At 71.5% G+C, this 17,523-nt stretch carries 15 protein-coding genes and 2 pseudogenes; 8 read left to right on the forward strand and 9 right to left on the reverse strand.

The genetic code is table 11. The annotated features are described in order from the left end of the window. Positions 1-210: 210 nt before the first annotated feature. The 3 genes from ACIBNA_RS27780 to ACIBNA_RS27790 all read right to left on the reverse strand — a co-directional run bounded on the left by ACIBNA_RS27780 (position 211) and on the right by ACIBNA_RS27790 (position 2,628). Complete coding sequence (locus ACIBNA_RS27780; RefSeq protein ID WP_399167926.1) at positions 211-945, reverse strand: DUF1775 domain-containing protein; 735 nt, start codon at positions 943-945, stop codon at positions 211-213. Positions 946-1,000: 55 nt separating this feature from the next. After that, positions 1,001-1,651 (reverse strand): hypothetical protein, encoded by a 651-nt coding sequence (locus tag ACIBNA_RS27785; RefSeq protein WP_399167927.1) that lies wholly within the window; start codon positions 1,649-1,651, stop codon positions 1,001-1,003. Positions 1,652-2,052: 401 nt separating this feature from the next. Then, entirely contained in the window at positions 2,053-2,628 is a 576-nt protein-coding gene (locus ACIBNA_RS27790; protein WP_399167928.1) for a TerD family protein, read from the reverse strand. Between the two features lie 230 nt (positions 2,629-2,858). Between ACIBNA_RS27790 and ACIBNA_RS27795 the strand changes: the two are divergent. The 4 genes and pseudogenes from ACIBNA_RS27795 (at position 2,859) to ACIBNA_RS27810 (ending at position 6,194) form a co-directional block, all read left to right on the forward strand. Further along, positions 2,859-3,246: pseudogene (locus tag ACIBNA_RS27795) on the forward strand (BlaI/MecI/CopY family transcriptional regulator). Positions 3,247-3,261: 15 nt separating this feature from the next. Next, a pseudogene (locus ACIBNA_RS27800) lies at positions 3,262-3,658 on the forward strand (M48 family metalloprotease); the annotation flags it as partial. Positions 3,659-3,834: 176 nt separating this feature from the next. After that, positions 3,835-5,172, forward strand: coding sequence for a hemolysin family protein (locus tag ACIBNA_RS27805; RefSeq protein WP_399167929.1), 1,338 nt, complete (start codon positions 3,835-3,837; stop codon positions 5,170-5,172). Further along, positions 5,169-6,194, forward strand: coding sequence for a hemolysin family protein (locus ACIBNA_RS27810; RefSeq protein WP_399167930.1), 1,026 nt, complete (start codon positions 5,169-5,171; stop codon positions 6,192-6,194). The genes ACIBNA_RS27805 and ACIBNA_RS27810 overlap by 4 nt, the downstream gene beginning before the upstream one ends. 219 nt (positions 6,195-6,413) lie before the next feature. Here ACIBNA_RS27810 and ACIBNA_RS27815 read toward each other — a convergent pair whose 3' ends face one another. Genes ACIBNA_RS27815 through ACIBNA_RS27825 form a run of 3 tightly spaced genes read right to left on the reverse strand, consistent with a single transcriptional unit; the run spans position 6,414 to position 10,156 of the window. Further along, positions 6,414-7,460 carry an ABC transporter ATP-binding protein gene (locus ACIBNA_RS27815; RefSeq protein WP_399167931.1) on the reverse strand — a complete coding sequence of 349 codons (1,047 nt, stop codon included), beginning with the start codon at positions 7,458-7,460 and terminating at the stop codon, positions 6,414-6,416. Then, complete coding sequence (locus ACIBNA_RS27820; RefSeq protein WP_399167932.1) at positions 7,457-9,103, reverse strand: ABC transporter permease; 1,647 nt, start codon at positions 9,101-9,103, stop codon at positions 7,457-7,459. Before ACIBNA_RS27820 ends, ACIBNA_RS27815 begins: the two co-directional genes overlap by 4 nt. A 6-nt stretch (positions 9,104-9,109) precedes the next feature. After that, on the reverse strand, positions 9,110-10,156 hold the full coding sequence (locus ACIBNA_RS27825) for an iron ABC transporter substrate-binding protein (protein WP_399167933.1): 1,047 nt from the start codon (positions 10,154-10,156) through the stop codon (positions 9,110-9,112). Positions 10,157-10,421: 265 nt separating this feature from the next. Here ACIBNA_RS27825 and ACIBNA_RS27830 point away from each other — a divergent pair, with 265 nt between their 5' ends. Then, positions 10,422-12,998 (forward strand): AMP-binding protein, encoded by a 2,577-nt coding sequence (locus tag ACIBNA_RS27830; protein ID WP_399167934.1) that lies wholly within the window; start codon positions 10,422-10,424, stop codon positions 12,996-12,998. A gap of 21 nt (positions 12,999-13,019) precedes the next feature. On the opposite strand, the gene ACIBNA_RS27835 is transcribed toward ACIBNA_RS27830, so the two are convergent. Next, the gene (locus ACIBNA_RS27835) at positions 13,020-14,321 is read right to left on the reverse strand and encodes a cytochrome P450 (RefSeq protein ID WP_399167936.1); all 1,302 of its coding nucleotides are present in this window, start codon (positions 14,319-14,321) and stop codon (positions 13,020-13,022) included. A 9-nt stretch (positions 14,322-14,330) separates the two neighbouring features. Then, on the reverse strand, positions 14,331-14,756 hold the full coding sequence (locus ACIBNA_RS27840; protein WP_399167937.1) for a hypothetical protein: 426 nt from the start codon (positions 14,754-14,756) through the stop codon (positions 14,331-14,333). A 156-nt stretch (positions 14,757-14,912) separates the two neighbouring features. Here ACIBNA_RS27840 and ACIBNA_RS27845 point away from each other — a divergent pair, with 156 nt between their 5' ends. Both ACIBNA_RS27845 and ACIBNA_RS27850 read left to right on the forward strand, forming a co-directional pair. After that, positions 14,913-15,668 carry a HipA family kinase gene (locus ACIBNA_RS27845; protein WP_399167938.1) on the forward strand — a complete coding sequence of 252 codons (756 nt, stop codon included), beginning with the start codon at positions 14,913-14,915 and terminating at the stop codon, positions 15,666-15,668. Next, the gene (locus ACIBNA_RS27850) at positions 15,665-16,078 is read left to right on the forward strand and encodes a DUF3037 domain-containing protein (protein ID WP_399167939.1); all 414 of its coding nucleotides are present in this window, start codon (positions 15,665-15,667) and stop codon (positions 16,076-16,078) included. The genes ACIBNA_RS27845 and ACIBNA_RS27850 overlap by 4 nt, the downstream gene beginning before the upstream one ends. Positions 16,079-16,100: 22 nt before the next feature. On the opposite strand, the gene ACIBNA_RS27855 is transcribed toward ACIBNA_RS27850, so the two are convergent. Next, positions 16,101-16,529, reverse strand: coding sequence for an excalibur calcium-binding protein (locus tag ACIBNA_RS27855; protein WP_399167940.1), 429 nt, complete (start codon positions 16,527-16,529; stop codon positions 16,101-16,103). Between the two features lie 230 nt (positions 16,530-16,759). Between ACIBNA_RS27855 and fabG the strand changes: the two genes are divergently transcribed. Beyond that, a complete protein-coding gene (gene fabG, locus ACIBNA_RS27860; RefSeq protein ID WP_059418653.1) occupies positions 16,760-17,521 on the forward strand; it encodes a 3-oxoacyl-ACP reductase FabG in 762 nt (253 codons plus the stop codon). Positions 17,522-17,523 lie beyond the last annotated feature (2 nt).

Consider the following 17,523-nt stretch of genomic DNA (forward strand, 5'->3'; position numbering starts at 1 on the left):
CGCACGGTGTGCGGGCGCGGCCGGCGGGCATCAATGGAGTGTGAGCCCGTGGATGCGTCGTGTCGGCCTGGCCGTCTGGTTGGTGGCGGCCGTGATCGTCGTGCTGGTCGCTGCCTTCTGGGGCGTTCAGAGGCTCTGAGCGGGTCGGCAGGCGGGAGGCCGTCGCGCCGCACGGCGACCGAACGTGATCAAGCCGTGGCCCCCTTGCTGTTACTGCTGGGCGCCTGCCCGACGGCGTACGACGTAGGCGGTACCGCCCGCCACGATCAGGACCGCGGCGCCGATGCCGATCCATGCGCCCGCCGAGAGGCCGCCGTCGTCGTTCTTCTCCTCGGCCCGGGTCGCGGGAGAGGACTCGGGCTCCGTCTCGGTCTCCGTGGCAGTGGGGGAGGGGGACGCCGGCCGGGTCTCGCTCGGGGACGGGTCGGCGGGCTTCGCGCCGGGTGCTGCTGCCTTGAGTTCGAGGACCGGGGCTTCGTGCCCGTGGCCGTCGCCGCTGGGTTCGCCCAGTTGGATCCAGCGGTCGATCCGTCCGTCGCTGTAGGTCTGCAGCGTCTTGAACGCCAGTTCCTTCGCGTCGGGCAGCTGCTTGACGACGACCGAGTGCTCGGCGTCCCCGCCGACCTTCACGGCCGGGCCCTTGATGACGTAACCGTCGTCGCGGGCCGTGAACTTCCAGCCCTCGGGGCCCTCGTCGTAGGTCACGTCGGCGGGTGCGATGCCCTCCGGCAGGACCACGCGCAGCTCGGTGACCCCCGCGTCGGCGGATTCCGACTCGGCGATGAACGTGAGCCTGACGTTCTCGGCGAGGGCTTGGGCGTTGTCGGCCTCGACCTCCACATGGGCGGCCGCCGGACCGGCGGTGAGGAGGACGGCGGTGGCTGTCGCGGCGGTCAGCAGGGTCAGGCGCCGGGCGGTGCCGTTCTTCTTCGTGGCATGGAACATGGGTGTCTCCAGGCAGGGACGAGCGCGGGACGGCCGGACGGACGTCCCGCAGAGGTCAGATGGCGAGAAGGGTCCCTGCTCGGGGCGGCCCCCTGCGCACCACGACGTTCCTGAGCACCGCCCCCTTCAGGGGCGGGCGGGCCAGCCACGCCTGGACGACCGTGGGCAAGCGGTGCCCTGCCGGCGCCGGATGACCGCTCAGGAGCGTCCAGACCGTGGCCATCCGGGCGCGGACCGCGTCGACCGCGGTCGTCAGACCGTGTGCCAGTGACCAGCAGACGGTGTCCGCCTGGTGCAGCATCACGGCCACCAGCATCGCCGAGGCCGCGTGTACGGCGGTCATCGCGGGCGAGTCGGGCAGCCGCTCGTGCCAGGACGTGTGAACGTCCACCGGGTGATGGGCGTGTGGGGGCATGACTGCGGCCGGTGCGGGGTGTGGGTGTGCCGTCGCCAGCCATACGTGCAGTGCGGACTGCGCCGCACCGCACGCCACCACCACGGCGGTGAGCGAGCGGGGGCGTCGCGCCCCGACCAGTCCCACGGCGAACAGCGCGGCCGCGGCCGCGGTGCTCTGCCGCCAGGGCGCCGGCCCTTCGGCGACCAGATGGTGCGCGGACGCACCGAGCACCGTACCGACGAGCGCGAACACGGCGGCCCGGAGAACGGGCAGCGGTGCGCGGTGCGTCGTCGTACGGAGCTCGGTCATGGCCCGCTCATCATCGGGCACGACCGGCGGAGGCGGGGGCGGGATCCCCAAAGAGACGGCTCGTCCGGATTGCGCTTCACCGGCTGGTCAGGATCCGGCGCTTCAGTCGAGTGCCGTCACCCGGCGACGTCCAGGGTGCTCGTGCCGATGAACGCGGCGACGATGCCGGTGTCACCCTGCACGATCGGGGGCGTCGTGTCTGCCTCCGCCTTCTTCTCCTCCTCTGTCACGGCGCGCGCCCACGGCGGCGATGAGCGCTCGGCGTCCAGCCCGCCGTCACGGCCGGCCCGGCAAGGTGCCTGGATCGCAGACCAGTTGGAGGACGCTCCCGGTTGGTTGTCGAGGCGGCCGCCCGGCCTGACCCCCGGGGGGCAGGTCCGGTGGCGCTGCTTCCGTGCGTGTCAGACGTTGACGCCGAAGTCGGTGGCGATACCGGCCAGTCCGGAGGCGTAGCCCTGGCCGACGGCTCGGAACTTCCACTCGGTGCCGTGCCGGTAGAGCTCGCCGAAGACCATCGCCGTCTCGCTGGAGGCGTCCTCGGACAGGTCGTAGCGGGCGATCTCCTGGTTGTTCGCCTGGTTGACGACCCGGATGAAGGCGTTGCGGACCTGCCCGAAGCTCTGCCCGCGGTTCTCGGCGTCGTGGATGGACACCGGGAACACGATCTTGTCGATCTCGGCGGGCACGGCGGCGAGGTTCACCTTGACCGACTCGTCGTCGCCCTCGCCCTCACCGGTGAGGTTGTCGCCGGTGTGCTCGACCGAACCGTCCGGGCTCTTCAGGTTGTTGTAGAAGACGAAGTGCTGGTCCGAGGGGACCTTGCCGGAGGCGTCGAGGAGCAGTGCGGAGGCGTCGAGGTCGTAGTCGGTGCCGGTGGTCGTGCGCACGTCCCAGCCCAGGCCGACCAGGACGGCGGTGAGACCCGGCGCCTCCTTGCTGAGCGAGACGTTGCCGCCCTTGGACAGGGAAACTCCCACTGCGTACTCCTTCTTGGCGTGTGCGGTCGAGGCCCGATGCGGGTCCCGGGTTGAAAATCTACATCACTGTAGAGAAAGTCGGGCGGGTTCCGGGGCGGTAGAGCTTCTACGATTTTGTAGAGGTTGTGTCGGTCGGTGGACGCGTGGAGTTCGTCGGTGACGTGGGCGTGGCGAGGGCGTCTATACGATGTCCGACCGGGCAACAGACGGCGACGGAACGGAGGCAGGGCGTGGCGGAGCAGCGACGGAGTCCCCGGCGGCGGGGGCAGGGTGAGCTGGAGGCGCTGGTCCTGTCGGTACTGCGGGGGGCGGACGGCCCGGTGACGGCCGGCTGGGTGCAGGAACGCCTCGGCGGTGACCTCGCGTACACGACGGTGATCACGATCCTGACCCGGCTGCTGGCCAAGGGCGCGGTCACCCGGGGGCGCGGGACGGTCCTTCGCCTGGACACCCTCCTCGGACCATGCGGGCCTGGCCGCCGGGAAGATGCGCAAGGTGCTGGACGCCGAGAACGACCGGGGGGCGGTGCTGGCCCGCTTCGTCACCGGCCTCGACCCGGACGACGAGCGGCTGTTGCGTGACCTGCTGGGGCAGTCCGGGGGTGAAGGGGACGGCTGAAGCCTCATGGGGGTGCGGCACGGCCGGGTACGTCGCCGGGCCCACCGGGAGCCGGACGGGCTGCGGGAGACGGAGGTGGCGGCACTTCCGGATGCTTCCGGAGGACGTCCCCTACGCCTACGCGCTCCACGGCCGCCGACGGGATCGCGTGGTGGTGACCACGGCCCTGCTGAACTGCCTCGAACCCGCCGAGGGCCGGGCGCTGTTCGCCCACGGGCGGGCCCACCTCGCCGCCCGCCACCACCGCTTCCTTCTCGCGGTCCGACTCGCGGCCCGCGCCGATCCGTTCCCGCGTCCCCTGCGTACGGCGGTGTCGTACACGGTGGAGCGGTGGGCGGACGAGGACGCCGCCCGGGCGGTCGGCAGCCGCCGGACCGTGGGCGCGGCCGCGGGGACCGTCTCAGCCCTCACCCTGTGAGGTGTTTTGCGCCTCCTTTACAGTTGGTGTAGAGGCAGGCAATCCTGTCTCCACCCCCTGTCTGCATGCGTTTCGAGAAGGAGCGACGTTCCCCCGATGGGTGAGCCTCCCAGTACCAGCCGTGCCATCCCGCGCCCGACCCATGCGACCGAGGGAGCGGGGGTGGCACGGTGACCGAGGTCCTGCTGCTCCTGCTGGCCCTCCTCCTCACACTGGCCTGCGCGGTGTTCGTCGCGGCCGAGTTCTCCCTGACCACCGTTGAGCGCGGTGAGCTGGAGCGGGCCGCCGAGGCCGGCGAGCGCGGCGCGGACGGCGCGCTGAAGGCCGTACGGCGCCTGACCTTCCAGCTGTCCGGCGCGCAGCTCGGCATCACCGTCACCTCCCTGGTGATCGGCATGCTCGCCGAGCCGTCCTTGGCGGCGCTCCTGCGCGGCCCGCTGCAGGCGGTCGGCCTGGGCGGCGCCGCGTCATCGGTGGCGACCGTGCTGGGCGTGGTGATCTCCACCGTCGTGCTGATGGTCGTCGGTGAGCTGGTGCCCAAGAACTGGGCGATCTCCCGGCCGCTGGCGGTCGCCAAGGTGGTGGCCGGCCCACAGCGCGGATTCACGGCCGCGTTCGGCCCGTTCATCCGGCACCTGAACAGCACCGCGAACCGTTTTGTACGCCGCTTCGGCCTGGAGCCCGCCGAGGAGTTGGCCTCCGCCCGCAGCCCCGGGGAACTGGTCGCCCTGGCCCGGCACTCGGCCGCGGAAGGCGCCCTGGAAGCCGACTCCGCCGAGCTCTTCGTCCGCACCCTGCACCTGAGCGAGCTCACGGCGGAGAACGTGATGACGCCCCGGGTCGATGTGAAGGCACTCGAAGTGCACGCGACGGCCGCCGACGCCGCGAACCTCTCCCACGCGACCGGCCTGTCCCGCTTCCCGGTCTACCGCGACAACCTCGACGAGGTCGTCGGCAGCGTCCACATCCGGGACGTCCTCGCCCTGGATCCGGACAAACGGGCCGCCACCGCGGTCACGGAGCTGGCCACCGAACCCCTGCTGGTTCCGGACAGCCTCACCGCCGACCGGCTGCTGGAGCGACTGCGGGCCGCGCGCACGATGGCCGTGGTCATCGACGAGTACGGCGGCACGGCCGGCGTGGCCACGGTGGAGGACATAGTCGAGGAGGTCGTCGGCGAGGTCCGCGACGAGCACGACCCCGTCGAGGTCGTCGACCTGCTGCCCGGGCCCCGCACCGGGGACGGCCGCGCGGTGTGGGAGGCGGACGGCAGCGTCCGCCTCGACCAACTCGCACAGACAGGACTCACCGCGCCCGACGGCCCGTACGAGACCGTGGCCGGCCTGATCGCCACCCGACTGTCCCGTATCCCCGTCAAGGGGGACGTGGTGGATCTCGACGGCTGGGAGCTGGAGGTCCTCGACGTCGACCATCACCGCGCCGACCGCGTCCGCATCACCGGACCGGTCACCGGGCGGACCCTCCAGCTCGCGGAGGAAGCCCGATGACCCTCCTGCAACTCGCCATCGGCGCACTGACCCTGCTGACCAACGCGTTCTTCGTCGGCGCCGAGTTCGCGCTGGTCTCGGTGCGCCGTAGCCAGATCGAGCCGCACGCCCAGGCGGGCGACAAGCGGGCCCGGATGACGCTGTGGGCCCTGGAACACCTCTCGGCGATGATGGCCACCGCCCAGCTAGGCATCACCGTCTCCTCGCTGGTGCTCGGCGCGGTCGCCGAACCCGCCATCGCCCACCTGCTGGAACCCGGTTTCGAGGCCGCCAGCATCCCGCACGCCCTGGTGCACCCCATCGCGTTCGTCATCGCGCTCACCCTCGCCACCTATCTGCACATGCTGATCGGCGAGATGGTCCCGAAGAACATCGCGCTCGCCGCGCCGGTGCCCAGCGCCCTGCTGCTCGGCCCGCCCCTGGTCGCCCTCACCCGGGCGCTCAAGCCGGTCGTGTTCGGCATCAACGCCTTCGCCAACGTCCTGCTGAAACTGCTGCGCGTCGATCCGAAGGACGAGGTCGAGTCGGTCTTCACCGACGACCAGCTCGCCCGCATGGTCCTCGACTCCAGCCAGGCGGGACTCCTCTCACCCGCCGACGGCGAACGGCTCCGCGACGCGCTGGAACTGGGCACCCGTCCGGTCGGCGAGATCCTCGTCCCCGCCCGGCGCATGCGCACCGTCGACCACACCGTCACGCCCGCGCGGCTGGAGCGGGTGGCCGCGGAGGCGGGCTACTCCCGCTTCCCCGTCACCGGCCCCGAGGGTGCCCTTCTCGGTTACCTGCACATCAAGGACACCCTCGGCGTCACCGACCGCGACCGCCCCTTCCCCCGTACCGCGCTGCACAAGGTCACCCGGGTGCGCATCGACACCCCGCTGGACGACACCCTCACGGCCCTGCGCGCCGAGGGCAGCCATCTCGCCGCCGTCGTCGGCGAGAGCGGCAAGGTCATCGGCTTCGTCACCATGGAGGACGTGCTGTCCGAACTGGTCGGCCCCGCGGCTGCGGCCCCCGCGTGACCGCCGGACCGCCCCGAGCGCGCCCTCGCATGGGGCGGTTCGGCCCGACAGGCCGATCGCGGAACCGGCCGGGTGGTTCGGCGCGGAGTCGGCGGGCCGTTCGGGCCGGCCTGGCCCAGGGCACCGGCTCCGCGTATGGCCCCCCGGGCCCGGCCGGCTGAGCCGGTACGCCCTTCGCGATCGAGTACTCACATGCGAGAGGGCCGCAGGTAACCGTTGCTACGGGTGGAGGGCGGCCTCGCCCACGATGAGGACACCCGTCTCCTCTCCCGGGCGGACGGACAGGGGGCCTGTGACCCGGATGCCGACGGGCGTGTCGTGGCCCTCGACGGTCACGGTGACCATGGCGTCGTGGCCGTAGTAGCAGACGTCTGTCACCGTGCCCCGGACAGCGCCTTCGGAGTCCGTGCCGGTGAGACGGAGTTGCTCGGGACGGAGCAGTACCGTGCCGGTCCGGAGGGTCTGGGGCGGGGTGGCGAGGCGCACGGTGCCCAGGGCGGTCCGTGCCGTGCCGTGGGTGTCGACGGTGCCGGGGAGCAGGACGGCGTCGCCGACGAAGTCGGCGACCCAGGGATCGGCGGGGCGCTGGTAGAGGTCCTGTGGGGTGGCGCACTGGGCGACCCGGCCGTCGCGTACGACGGCGACGAGGTCGGCGGTGGACAGGGCCTCCTGCTGATCGTGGGTGACGAGGACCGCCGTTGCTCCGGTCGCCCGAAGTGCTGCCCGTACGTCTGACCTCACTCCTGCCCGCAGCGCGCTGTCGAGGGCGTTGAACGGCTCGTCCAGCAGCACGAGCCCCGGCCTCGGGGCGAGCGCGCGGGCCACGGCGACGCGTTGTTGCTGGCCGCCGGACAACTCGTGCGGCATGCGGTCGTCGTATCCGGCGAGGCCGACCAGCTCCAGCATCTCCGCGGTACGGTGCCGCCGTTCGGCCCGGTCGGAACCGGTGAGGCCGAAGGCGACGTTGCGGGCGACGCTCAGGTGCGGGAAGAGGGCGCCTTCCTGAGGGACGATGCCGATGCGGCGGCGCTCCGGCGGAAGGTGGACGCCGGGCCCGTTCAGGAGCCGGTCGCCGAGTCGGACGGTGCCCGCGTCGGCGCGCAGGAAGCCCGCGACGAGGCGCAGCATGGTGGTCTTGCCGCATCCGGAGGGGCCGAGGACCGCGGCCAACGCGCCCGCCGGGACGGTGAGTTCCAGCCCGCGCAGGACGGGTTGTTCGCCGGCTCCGTAGGACTTGGTGAGTCCCCCTACGTGCAGTTCGTTCATGTCCGGTGCCTGCCCAGGAGATAGGAGGGGACGGCGGCCAGCAGGATGAGCGCGGCGGCGTAGGGGGCGGCGGCCGCGAAGGATCCGGCGCCGGTCTCGGTCCACAGCCGGGTGGCGAGGGTGTCCATGCCGGTGGGGCGCAGGAGGAGGGTGGCGGGGAGTTCCTTCATGCAGACCACGAAGGTGAGGGCGGCCCCGGCGGCCACGCCGGGCGCGGCCAGCGGGACGGTGACCTCGCGGAGGACCTGCCATGGCCGTCGGCCCAGCGAGCGGGCCACGTCCTCCAGGACGGGCGGTGCCTGGAGCACGGCCGCGCGGGTGGCGGCCACCGCGACCGGTAGGAAGAGGACGGCGTAGGCACAGACCAGGAGCGGGAGTTGCTGGTACAGGGGGTATGCGTAGCGCACGGCGAAGAACACCAGGGCGAGCGCGACCGTGATGCCGGGCAGCGCGTGACCCGCGTACGCCGCCTGCTCCAGCAGGCGGGCTCCGCGCCCCCGGTGCCGGGCGGCGATCACACCGACCGGCAGGGCGAGGACCGTGGTGAGGCCCGTGCCCGCCGCCGCGACGCCGAGGGTGGTCCAGGCCGTCTGAGCGAGCCCGCTCAGGTCCCAGGTGGCCGAGCTGCCGACGGTCAGCCAGTACCCGAGGGTGCCCAGCGGGAAGGCCACGGCGACGGCCACCACCGCCCCGCACCACAGAAGGGCGAGCGGCCGCCATCGGCCGAGTGCGAGGGGAACGGCCGGGCGGGCGGTTCCGGTTCCGGTTCTGGCGTGTCCGGACCGGCCGCGGGTACGGGCCTCGGCGGCGACCAGCGTGATCGTCATCACCACCAGCACCACGCTGAGCGCGGCGGCCGGCGTGCGGTCGAAGGATGCGCGGTAGGAGGTGTGGATGGCGCGGGTGAAGGTGTCGTACCGCATGAGGGAGACCGCGCCGAAGTCGGAGAGAACGTACAGCGCGACGAGCAGTGCTCCACCTGCGGCGGCCGGGCGCAGTTGCGGCAGGGTGACCTTGACGAACGTCCGCAGCGGGCCGTGCCCGAGGGAGCGAGCGGCCTCCTCCTGCGCCGGGTCGATGCCCCTGAGCGCGGCGGCGACCGGCAGATGGACGTACGGGAAGCTGACCAGTGTCAGGGCCAGTGCCGCGCCGCCGAATCCGGCGAGGTCCGGCCCGGCCGACAGCCACGCGAACGCGGCGACGTAACTGGGCACGGCCAGCGGCAGCGCGACCAGCACGGACCAGGCGCGGGTCGCGGGCAGTGCGGTGCGCACGGTCAGCCATGCCAGCGAGACGCCCAGCACCAGGCAGGCCGCCACGACCACGGCGGTCAGGCCGAGGCTGCGGCCAAGGAGTTGGAGTGTGCGTTCGTCGGCGACGACATTCCAGGCGAACGCGGGGCCGCGTTCCCAGGCGCGGACGGCGAGGTAGCCGAGGGGCAGCAGGGCGAAGAGGGCGGCCACGCCGGCGGGGACGAGCAGGACCAGGGGCGGCCTTCGCTCGGCCGTACGCCCTTTCCGCTGGGCGGAGGGCCTTCCGGGCCTGCGGAGTGAACGACCCGAGCCGCCCGGCCCGGCCCCGCGCTCGCGCCCGTCCGGCGCGGGGGCCCCGGCCGGGCGCGAGGTGGACGGTGATGTGCGCACGGCGGGTCAGACCAGTCCGACGTCCTGGAGCATGGCCAGCGTCTCCTGGAGGGAATCCAGCTTGCCGAGGTCGATGTCGGGAGACTGCAGCGACTCCAGCGGCGGCAGGTCCTCCACGGTGCTGGTGACACCCGCGGCCAGCGGGTACTCCTTCGTCTCGTCGGCGAAGTAGCTCTGCGCCTCCTTCGACAGCAGGTAGTCCACCGCCTTCTGGGCGGCCGCGCTCTGCCCACTGTCCTTGAGGATGCCCGCGCCGGAGACGTTGATCAGCGCGCCGGGGTCCTTGCCGGGCAGGAAGTGCAGCTTGGAGTTGACCTTGTCCTCGCCCTTCTCGGCGACGCGCTCGTACCAGTAGTAGTGGTTGACCAGGCCGAGGGAGACCTCGCCGGCCTCCACGGCATCGAGGGTGGCGAGATTGTGGGCGTAGGTCTTGGCGCCGTTCGCCTTCAGGTCCGCAAGCCACTTGCGGGTGGTGTCGTCGCCCTTAAGAACGCGCATGCCGGTGACGAACGCCTGGAAGGAGGCGTTGGTCGGCGCGAAGCCCACCTTGCCCTTCCACGCCGGCTTGACGACGTCGAAGACACTGTCCGGGACGTCGTCCTCGTCGACCTGGTCCGGGTTGTACGCGATGACGCGGACGCGTCCCGAGAGGCCGACCCAGTCGCCGGCGGAACCGCGGTACGCCTCGTCGACCTCGTCGAGGGTGCCCTGGGGCAGTTTCTGCAGCATGCCCTCCCTGGAGAGGGCGCCCAGTGCGCCGGCGTCCTGGGAGAAGAACAGCCCGGCCTTGGTGCGGTCTCCCTCCTCCAGGATCTGGGCGGCCAGTTCGGCGCTGTCGCCGTAGCGCACCTCGACCTTGGTGTCCACGGCCTTCTCGAGCTTGTCCAGAAGTGGCTTGACGAGCTTCTCGTTGCGGCCGGTGTAGATGACGAGGGAGGGGTCCCCGCCGTCACCTGCGCCGTCCTTGTCGCCGGAGCCGCACGCGGCCAGGGCGGGGAGCAGCAGACCGGCCGCGACCAGCGCGGTTATCCGGCGAACCGAGGGGCGTCGCATGGTGTCCGTGTGCCTTCCTGCGGGGCTCGCCTGTACCGCCGGTCATGCCGGTGGAGAGCGGGGGCGAAGCGTTCCTGTGACTTTTCTGTGGCTTGTTTACGACCATGCTATGAATAAGGTAAAGCTTACCTAAACGTCAAGGGCTCCGTGCTGACAAGCGGACGTTGCCGCAGAAAGGGCGCGCCCCGTGATCCACCTCTCCGGGCCCCGCCCGGCACCCGCCGCTCCGGCCTCACCCGCGGTGCCGCTCCCGCAACCGAAGGCCGTGCCGTTCGCACACCAACTGGCGGACCACGGCGACCGCGTCGCGCTCGTCACCCCGGACGGACACGTGTCGTACGGCGAGCTGGCCGAGCGGGTTGCCGTCACCGCCGAACGCCTCGGGCCCGTACGGCGCCTGGTGCTGCTCGCCGGGGCCAACAGCACCGACGCGCTCGTCACGCACCTGGCCGCCCTGTCCGCCGGTCACCCCGTCCTGCTCGTCCCCGGCGACAGCGAGTACACCATCCGCTCACTGACTCAGGCGTACGCCCCGGACGTCGTGGCCCGCCCGGATGCCGACGGGAGGTGGACCCTCGACGAACGGAACCCGGAGAGCGCCCACACCCTCCACCCGGACCTCGCCCTGCTGCTGAGCACGTCCGGCTCGACCGGCTCACCCAAGCTGGTGCGGCTCTCGCACGAGAACCTCCAGGCCAACGCCGAGTCCATCGCCACCTACCTCGGCATCGACGACACGGACCGGGCAGCCACCACGCTGCCCATGCACTACTGCTACGGCCTGTCCGTCATCCACAGTCATCTGCTGCGCGGCGCCGGGCTGATCCTCACCGAACGGTCGGTGTCCGACGCGGCCTTCTGGGCGGAGTTCCACGCCGCCCGCGGCACCTCGCTGGCCGGTGTGCCGTACACCTTCGACCTGCTCGACCGGATCGGCTTCGAGCGGATGGGCCTGCCGCACCTGCGCCGCGTCACCCAGGCCGGGGGCCGACTCGCGCCGGAACGCGTCGCCCGCTACGCCGAGTTGGGCCGCCGCTCGGGCTGGCGGCTGTTCGTGATGTACGGGCAGACCGAGGCCACGGCCCGCATGGCCTACCTCCCGCCGCACCTCGCCGCCGAGCGTCCCGAGGCCGTCGGCGTGCCCATACCCGGCGGCTCCTTCAGGCTCCAGCCGGTCGACGGCCACGGACCTTGTGTCGGTGAACTGGTCTACTCGGGGCCGAACGTGATGCTCGGTTACGCCGAGAGCCCGGCCGACCTCGCCCTCGGCCGGACCGTGCGGGAACTGCACACCGGGGACCTCGCCCGGCGCGCGTCCGACGGGCTGTACGAAATCGTGGGCCGCCGCAGCCGCTTCGTGAAGGTCCTCGGGCTGCGGATCGACCCGCAGCGCATCGAGACCCTGCTGGAGGAGCAGGGCGTCAGCGCCTACTGCGCGGGCGACGGGGAGGCGCTCGCGGTGGCCGCGCTCAGCCGCGCCGGCGACGAGGGACGGATCCGGCGGCTGATCGCACAGAAGTGCGGACTGCCACCGCGCGTCGTACGGGTCCGGGCCGTCGCCGAACTGCCCCGCCTGGCCTCGGGCAAGCCCGACTACGAGGCCGTACGACGGCTGACGCACCCCTCGCAGGAGGCGACGCCCCAACCCGCCGGTGATCTGGTCCGCCTTTACGCGGAGATACTCGATCGCGCCGACGTCACCGAGGACAGCAGCTTCGTCAGCCTGGGCGGCGACTCGCTGTGCTACGTCGAGATGTCCCTGCGCCTGGAGGAAACCCTGGGCCACTTGCCCACGGACTGGCACACGAGGACCATCCGCGAGCTGCACACCATGGCGGCGCCCGCGCCGGAACGGCTGGAAGGGCTGCAAGGACAGGCCGGGCCGGAGCCACCGCGGGCCCGGCCGGCCACGGGCATCCGAAGAGCCCTGCGGGCCTGGACGAACCCGCGGTCCTGGAGGACCCGCCGCACCCTGGAGACCAGCATCGCCCTGCGCGCCCTCGGGATCGTCCTCATCGTCGGCTCGCACGTCCAGGTTTTCGACATCAAGGGCTTCGCTCACATCCTCATCGGCATCGCGGGCTACAACTTCGCCCGCTTCCAGCTGACCGATGCCGAACTCCGCGAGCGAGTGCGGAACCTGTGGCGCAGCATCGCCCGCATCGCTGTTCCGAGCATGGTGTGGATCACCGGCGCGGTGATCCTGACCGACTTCTACGACCCGGCCAACGCCCTGCTCCTCAACAGCCTGCTCGACCAGGGGAACGACCGCTTCGACTGGGCCTACTGGTTCGTGGAGGCCCTGGTCTACTTCCTCGTCGTCCTCGCCCTCCTCATGGCCGTACCCCTGCTGGCCCGGCTGGAGCGGCGGTACCTGTTCGGTGTGCCGCTGGCGCTCGTGGCCGTCGGCCTGGTCGGCCGCTATGACCTGCTGGACCTGGCGTCCGCCCGCCCGCAGCTGAGCCCCACCGTGGTCTTCTGGCTGTTCGCGCTGGGCTGGGCGGCCGCGCGGGCGAACACCGTGCGGCAACGGGCACTGCTGACGGCGGTGCTGCTGTTCACCCTGCCCGGCCTGTTCCAGGACCAGCCGGTACGCACGGCCATCGTGATCGCCGGGGCAGGGCTGCTGATCTGGGTGCCGACCCTGCCCAGCCTCGGCCCGCTCAGCGCGCTCGCGGGTGTCCTGGCGAGCAGCTCCCTCTACATCTACCTCACGCACTACCAGGTCTACCCCTACCTCCAGGAGGACTTCCCGCTCACCGCCCTGTTCGCCTCTCTCGTCGTCGGCGTCGGCTACGCGGCGGTCGTGACCCGGGTGGCGCGAACTGTCCGGTGGCTGTAACCCGGGGCACCGCGACGACCATCAGTGACCACACTCGCCGGCAGGTGTCGCGCGGCTGAGGCCGCGTGGGGGACCGTCGGTCCGCAGGTTCTGCGGGCCTGTGTCGTGTTCGGCCGAGAACGGGGTGAAGGCGACGTCCAGCCGGGTGAGGCCGCGGAAGTTGAGGCTGCGCTGCCACTGTGGCGCGGTGCCGTCCAGGCGCAGGCCGGGGAGCCGGGTGAGGAGTGCTTCCAGTGCGATCGTGCCTTCCAGCCGGGCCAGCGCCGCGCCGAGGCAGAAGTGCGGTCCGTGCCCGAACGACATGTGCCGTCCGCCGGGCCGCTCGAAGTCCAGTACATGGGGATCGGGAAACGCGGCCGGATCCCGGTTGGCGGCACCGCTTACGAGGAGCACGGTCTGCCCTTCGACGACGGTGCGGCCCGCCAGGTCCAGGTCCTGGCGTGCCCGGCGCAGCATCAGCTGTACCGGGGCGTCGTAGCGCAGGAGTTCCTCGATGGCGGCGGGCATCAGATCGGGCCGGCGGCGCAGTTGGTCGGCCGCGTGCGGGTGGCGGAGCAGGGCGAGTGTGGCGTTGCCGATGAAGTGGGTGGTCGTCTCGTGGCCGGCGATCAGGAGCAGGGCGCAGTTGGCGAGGAGTTCGTCGACGTTCTGCTCGGTGTCCTGTGCCTGTGCGGTCACCAGCGCGCGCAGGGTGTGGGGGGTCGGCGGGGTGTCGTGGCGCGTGAGGAGTTCGCGGAGGTAGGCGAGCATCTCCGCCATGCTCTGCGAGGCCGCGCGGTTGCCGTCGGCGTCGAGCCGGGAGTTGCCGATGGCTTCGGCGATCGGCTCGGACCAGGCGGCGACAGCGGGGCGATCCTGCTGTGGTACGTCGAGGAGGTCGCAGATGATGGTGAGAGGCAGGGGGCGGGCGAGGTCCGCGACGATGTCCATCCGGCCGGTCGGCGCGGCGTCGGTGATGATCCGGTCGACGGCTTCGACGATCCGTGGGCGGAGTGCCGCTACCGCCTTGGGGATGAAGGCCCTGCTGATCAGGGCCCGCAGCCGGGGGTGGTCGGGGACGTCGTTGTAGAGCATCTGCCGGCTCAGGACTCGGGCCAGCGGCCGCAGTTCCTCGCAGACGGCTGCGATGTCGGGATAGCGCACCGAGGACAGCCTCGGGTCACCTGCGGCGCTGCTGACCACTGCGTGCCCGGTCGCGACCCAGGCGTCCAGGTGGCGGTCCCAGAAGAGGTCGTCGGCGCTTCGCAGCTCTTCGTAGAAGTCGTAGAGGCGCTCTTGGACTTGGGGACGAAAGGCCCGTAGCAGCGATGAGGATGTGCGCATTGTCGGATGTTAGTGGTTACGCAGGGGCTCGTCGGCGTTCTTCATCCACATACAGCGCCACGGGATCGGCACCTGCGGAATCTGCTCGGTGAGGATCTGCCGTCCCAACTTGGCCCAGGCGTCCGGGGATTCGACCAGGCCGGGGGCCTTCTCCGCCTCTGCGGTCCGGTCGTCCACCTCGACGGACTCCAGATGCGAGTAGTTCCCACCGCCCTCGAACACCGATGAACCGTGGAACAGCTGCGGCAGGGTCTGGGACCCGGAGGGCCACTCGGAGCTCCAGCCGGTGACATAGAGGTCGAACTCGTTGTCCAGCGCGCCGGCCCGCGGGCTACGGATTACCCGGGTGAGTACGTCGGCTTCGGCGATCACGCGGTCCTGGAGTTCCGTGGCGACGGTCCTGTCCATCCCGAACCGCAGATACGTACGGGGCATGCGCCGTCCAGCGTGATCACCCTCGGTTACTATGCTCGCTTCATGCCGGAGACCGGAAGCAAGGGGCGAACCGCCGGCGACGGACTGCTCGGGAAGCAGGGAGAACCGCATGCCGGTCGCGGATTGCAAGGTTGAAGAGATGGATGGCCTGGGAAAGTGTTGAAAGAGGTCACCGCGACCCGTTACATCACGCCGCTGCGTGAGGGCGGTTCGCTGCCGGGACTCGTCGAGGCCGACGACTCCGGGACGTACGTCCTGAAGTTCACCGGCGCGGGACAGGGGCGCAAGACGCTCGTCGCCGAGGTGGTCTGCGGGGAACTCGCCCGCCGGCTGGGATTGCGCGTGCCGCGGCTGGTCACCGTCGACCTCGACGCGGAGCTAGGCCTCGGTGAACCCGAAGAGCAGGTGCAGAGCCTGCTCCGGTCCAGCGGCGGCACCAACCTCGGCATGGAATTCCTCTCCGGCGCACTCGGCTTCGACCCGCTCGCCTTCCCGGTGAGTTCCCAAGAGGCGGGGCGGATCGTCTGGTTCGACGCGCTGGTCAACAACGTCGACCGGTCCTGGCGCAACCCCAACCTGCTGATGTGGCGGGGCGAGCTGTGGCTCGTCGACCACGGGGCGACCATGATCTGGCACCACAACTGGCCCGGAGCGGAGGCCTCCACGGCCCGCCCGTACGACGCCTCCGACCATGCCCTCGCGCCCTTCGTGCCCGATGTCGCCGCCGCGGCGGCCGAGTTGGCTCCCCAGGTGACCGAGGAACTGCTCGCCGACGTCACCGCGCAGGTCCCGGACGCCTGGCTGACGGGCGAGCCCGGCTTCGACGCGCCGGACGACCTGAGGCAGGCCTACGCGCGGCCGCTGCTCGCCCGTGCCGCCGTCATCCACGACCGCATCCAGGGGATCAAGTGAGCGACCGGCACATCATCAAGGGCGGGGCGCGCGACCGCCAGATCTACGAGTACGCCGTCCTGCGTGTCGTCCCACGCGTCGAGCGCGGCGAGTGCATCAACGCCGGGGTGCTCGTCTACTGCCGCGCGGAGTCCTACGTCGGCGCCCGCACCCACCTCGACGAGGCCCGCCTGCTGGCTCTCGACCCCCGGGCCGACGTGGTCGGCGTCCGCGCCGCGCTGCGTGCCGTGGAGGGCATGTGCGCGGGCGGCCCAGCGGCCGGCCAGGCAGCGGACGACACCCCCGGCCGCCGCTTCCGCTGGCTCGTCGCCCCGCGCTCCACGATCGTCCAGCCCGGCCCCGTTCACACGGGCCTGACCACGGACCCGGCGGCGGAGACGGAGCGGCTGCTGGACCTGTTGGTGAAGTGATGCCCACCGCCGCGCCGGGGCGTCAGCTCCGGCGGCGTTTCACCACGTAGGCGGCAACGAGTGTGGCTCCGCCGACGAAGGCCAGACCGAGACCGACCTCCCATTCGCTCGGCCCTGAAGCCACCGCACCCCCGGTCCCGCCCCGCACGCCTCGGGGCGGGGCGGTAGTGGGGGTGGGGGTGACCGGAGAAGGTGTGCTCGTCGGGACGGCGGGGGAGATGACACCAGTGCCGAGGCGGGGCAGTGCCTCGCACGCGATGCCGTCGTCCGGGCCCTGGTCCTCGTCGAGCCTGTTGGGATCGCTCGGATCCGCGTCGAACACGGCCTGGGCGTCCTCCTGGAAGGCGAAGTCGCGGCAGTCCCGGTCGGTCTGGGCGTGAGCGGGACCGGCCAACGGCACGATCGCGGCGATCGTGAACAGGGTGCCCGTGACACGGGTGCGACGGCGCATGGGAGCGCCTCCTTTCCGCCACGAGTGGCTCGCCCTCCGACGCTAGGGGCACAGGGCCGCAGCGGCGCGAAGCCATAGGCCGATCGGGTGCCCGCGGGAGGCGGGCAGGGCAAGGTGGGCGCGGGTAATGGATCACATGCCGAGCCCGGCCGTTGACACCACGTGCCAGGGCTTCTAGCGTCACCTCCACTGAAGGTACTAAGCGGTCGCTCACCTGAGGAGAAGCAGCCATGTCCACCACTGAGCAGCGGGTCGCCGTCGTCACCGGTGCCGCGCGCGGGATCGGCGCCGCCACCGCCGTACGGCTGGCCGCGGAGGGCCGCGCGGTCGCCGTGCTCGACCTCGACGAGGCGGCCTGCAAGGACACCGTCGAGAAGATCACCGCCGCCGGCGGCAAGGCCATCGCGGTCGGCTGTGACGTCTCGGACGAGGCACAGGTCGAGGCGGCCGTCGCGCGGATCGCCGAGGAGCTCGGCGCGCCGACGATCCTGGTCAACAACGCGGGCGTGCTGCGCGACAACCTGCTGTTCAAGATGAGCGTCTCCGACTGGGACACCGTCATGAACGTGCACCTGCGCGGCGCCTTCCTGATGTCCAAGGCCTGCCAGAAGCACATGGTGGACGCGGGATTCGGCCGGATCGTCAACCTGTCGTCGTCCTCGGCGCTGGGCAACCGCGGCCAGGTCAACTACTCGGCCGCCAAGGCCGGTCTCCAGGGCTTCACCAAGACCCTCGCCAAGGAGCTCGGCAAGTTCGGCGTCACCGCCAACGCCGTCGCCCCCGGCTTCATCGCCACCGAGATGACCAAGGCCACCGCCGACCGCGTCGGCATGGGCTTCGAGGACTTCAAGGCCGCCGCCGCCACCCAGATCCCGGTGGCGCGCGTCGGTGAGCCGGAGGACATCGCCAACGCCATCGCCTTCTTCACGGGCGAGGCGGCCGGGTTTGTCTCCGGCCAGGTGCTGTACGTGGCCGGCGGACCGCTCGACTAGAG

It is taken from the genome of Streptomyces sp. NPDC050164 (genome assembly GCF_044459945.1).
Classification (GTDB): Bacteria; Actinomycetota; Actinomycetes; order Streptomycetales; family Streptomycetaceae; genus Streptomyces; species Streptomyces coeruleorubidus_A.

Coding starts and splice junctions, on each gene's coding strand:
- ACIBNA_RS27815 (WP_399167931.1), bottom strand. CDS start 7,460: ATGAACGAACTGCACGTAGGGGGACTCACCAAGTCCTACGGAGCCGGC.
- fabG (WP_059418653.1), top strand. CDS start 16,760: ATGTCCACCACTGAGCAGCGGGTCGCCGTCGTCACCGGTGCCGCGCGC.
- ACIBNA_RS27835 (WP_399167936.1), bottom strand. CDS start 14,321: ATGCGCACATCCTCATCGCTGCTACGGGCCTTTCGTCCCCAAGTCCAA.
- ACIBNA_RS27855 (WP_399167940.1), bottom strand. CDS start 16,529: ATGCGCCGTCGCACCCGTGTCACGGGCACCCTGTTCACGATCGCCGCG.
- ACIBNA_RS27825 (WP_399167933.1), bottom strand. CDS start 10,156: ATGCGACGCCCCTCGGTTCGCCGGATAACCGCGCTGGTCGCGGCCGGT.
- ACIBNA_RS27780 (WP_399167926.1), bottom strand. CDS start 945: ATGTTCCATGCCACGAAGAAGAACGGCACCGCCCGGCGCCTGACCCTG.
- ACIBNA_RS27810 (WP_399167930.1), top strand. CDS start 5,169: ATGACCCTCCTGCAACTCGCCATCGGCGCACTGACCCTGCTGACCAAC.
- ACIBNA_RS27785 (WP_399167927.1), bottom strand. CDS start 1,651: ATGACCGAGCTCCGTACGACGACGCACCGCGCACCGCTGCCCGTTCTC.
- ACIBNA_RS27840 (WP_399167937.1), bottom strand. CDS start 14,756: ATGCCCCGTACGTATCTGCGGTTCGGGATGGACAGGACCGTCGCCACG.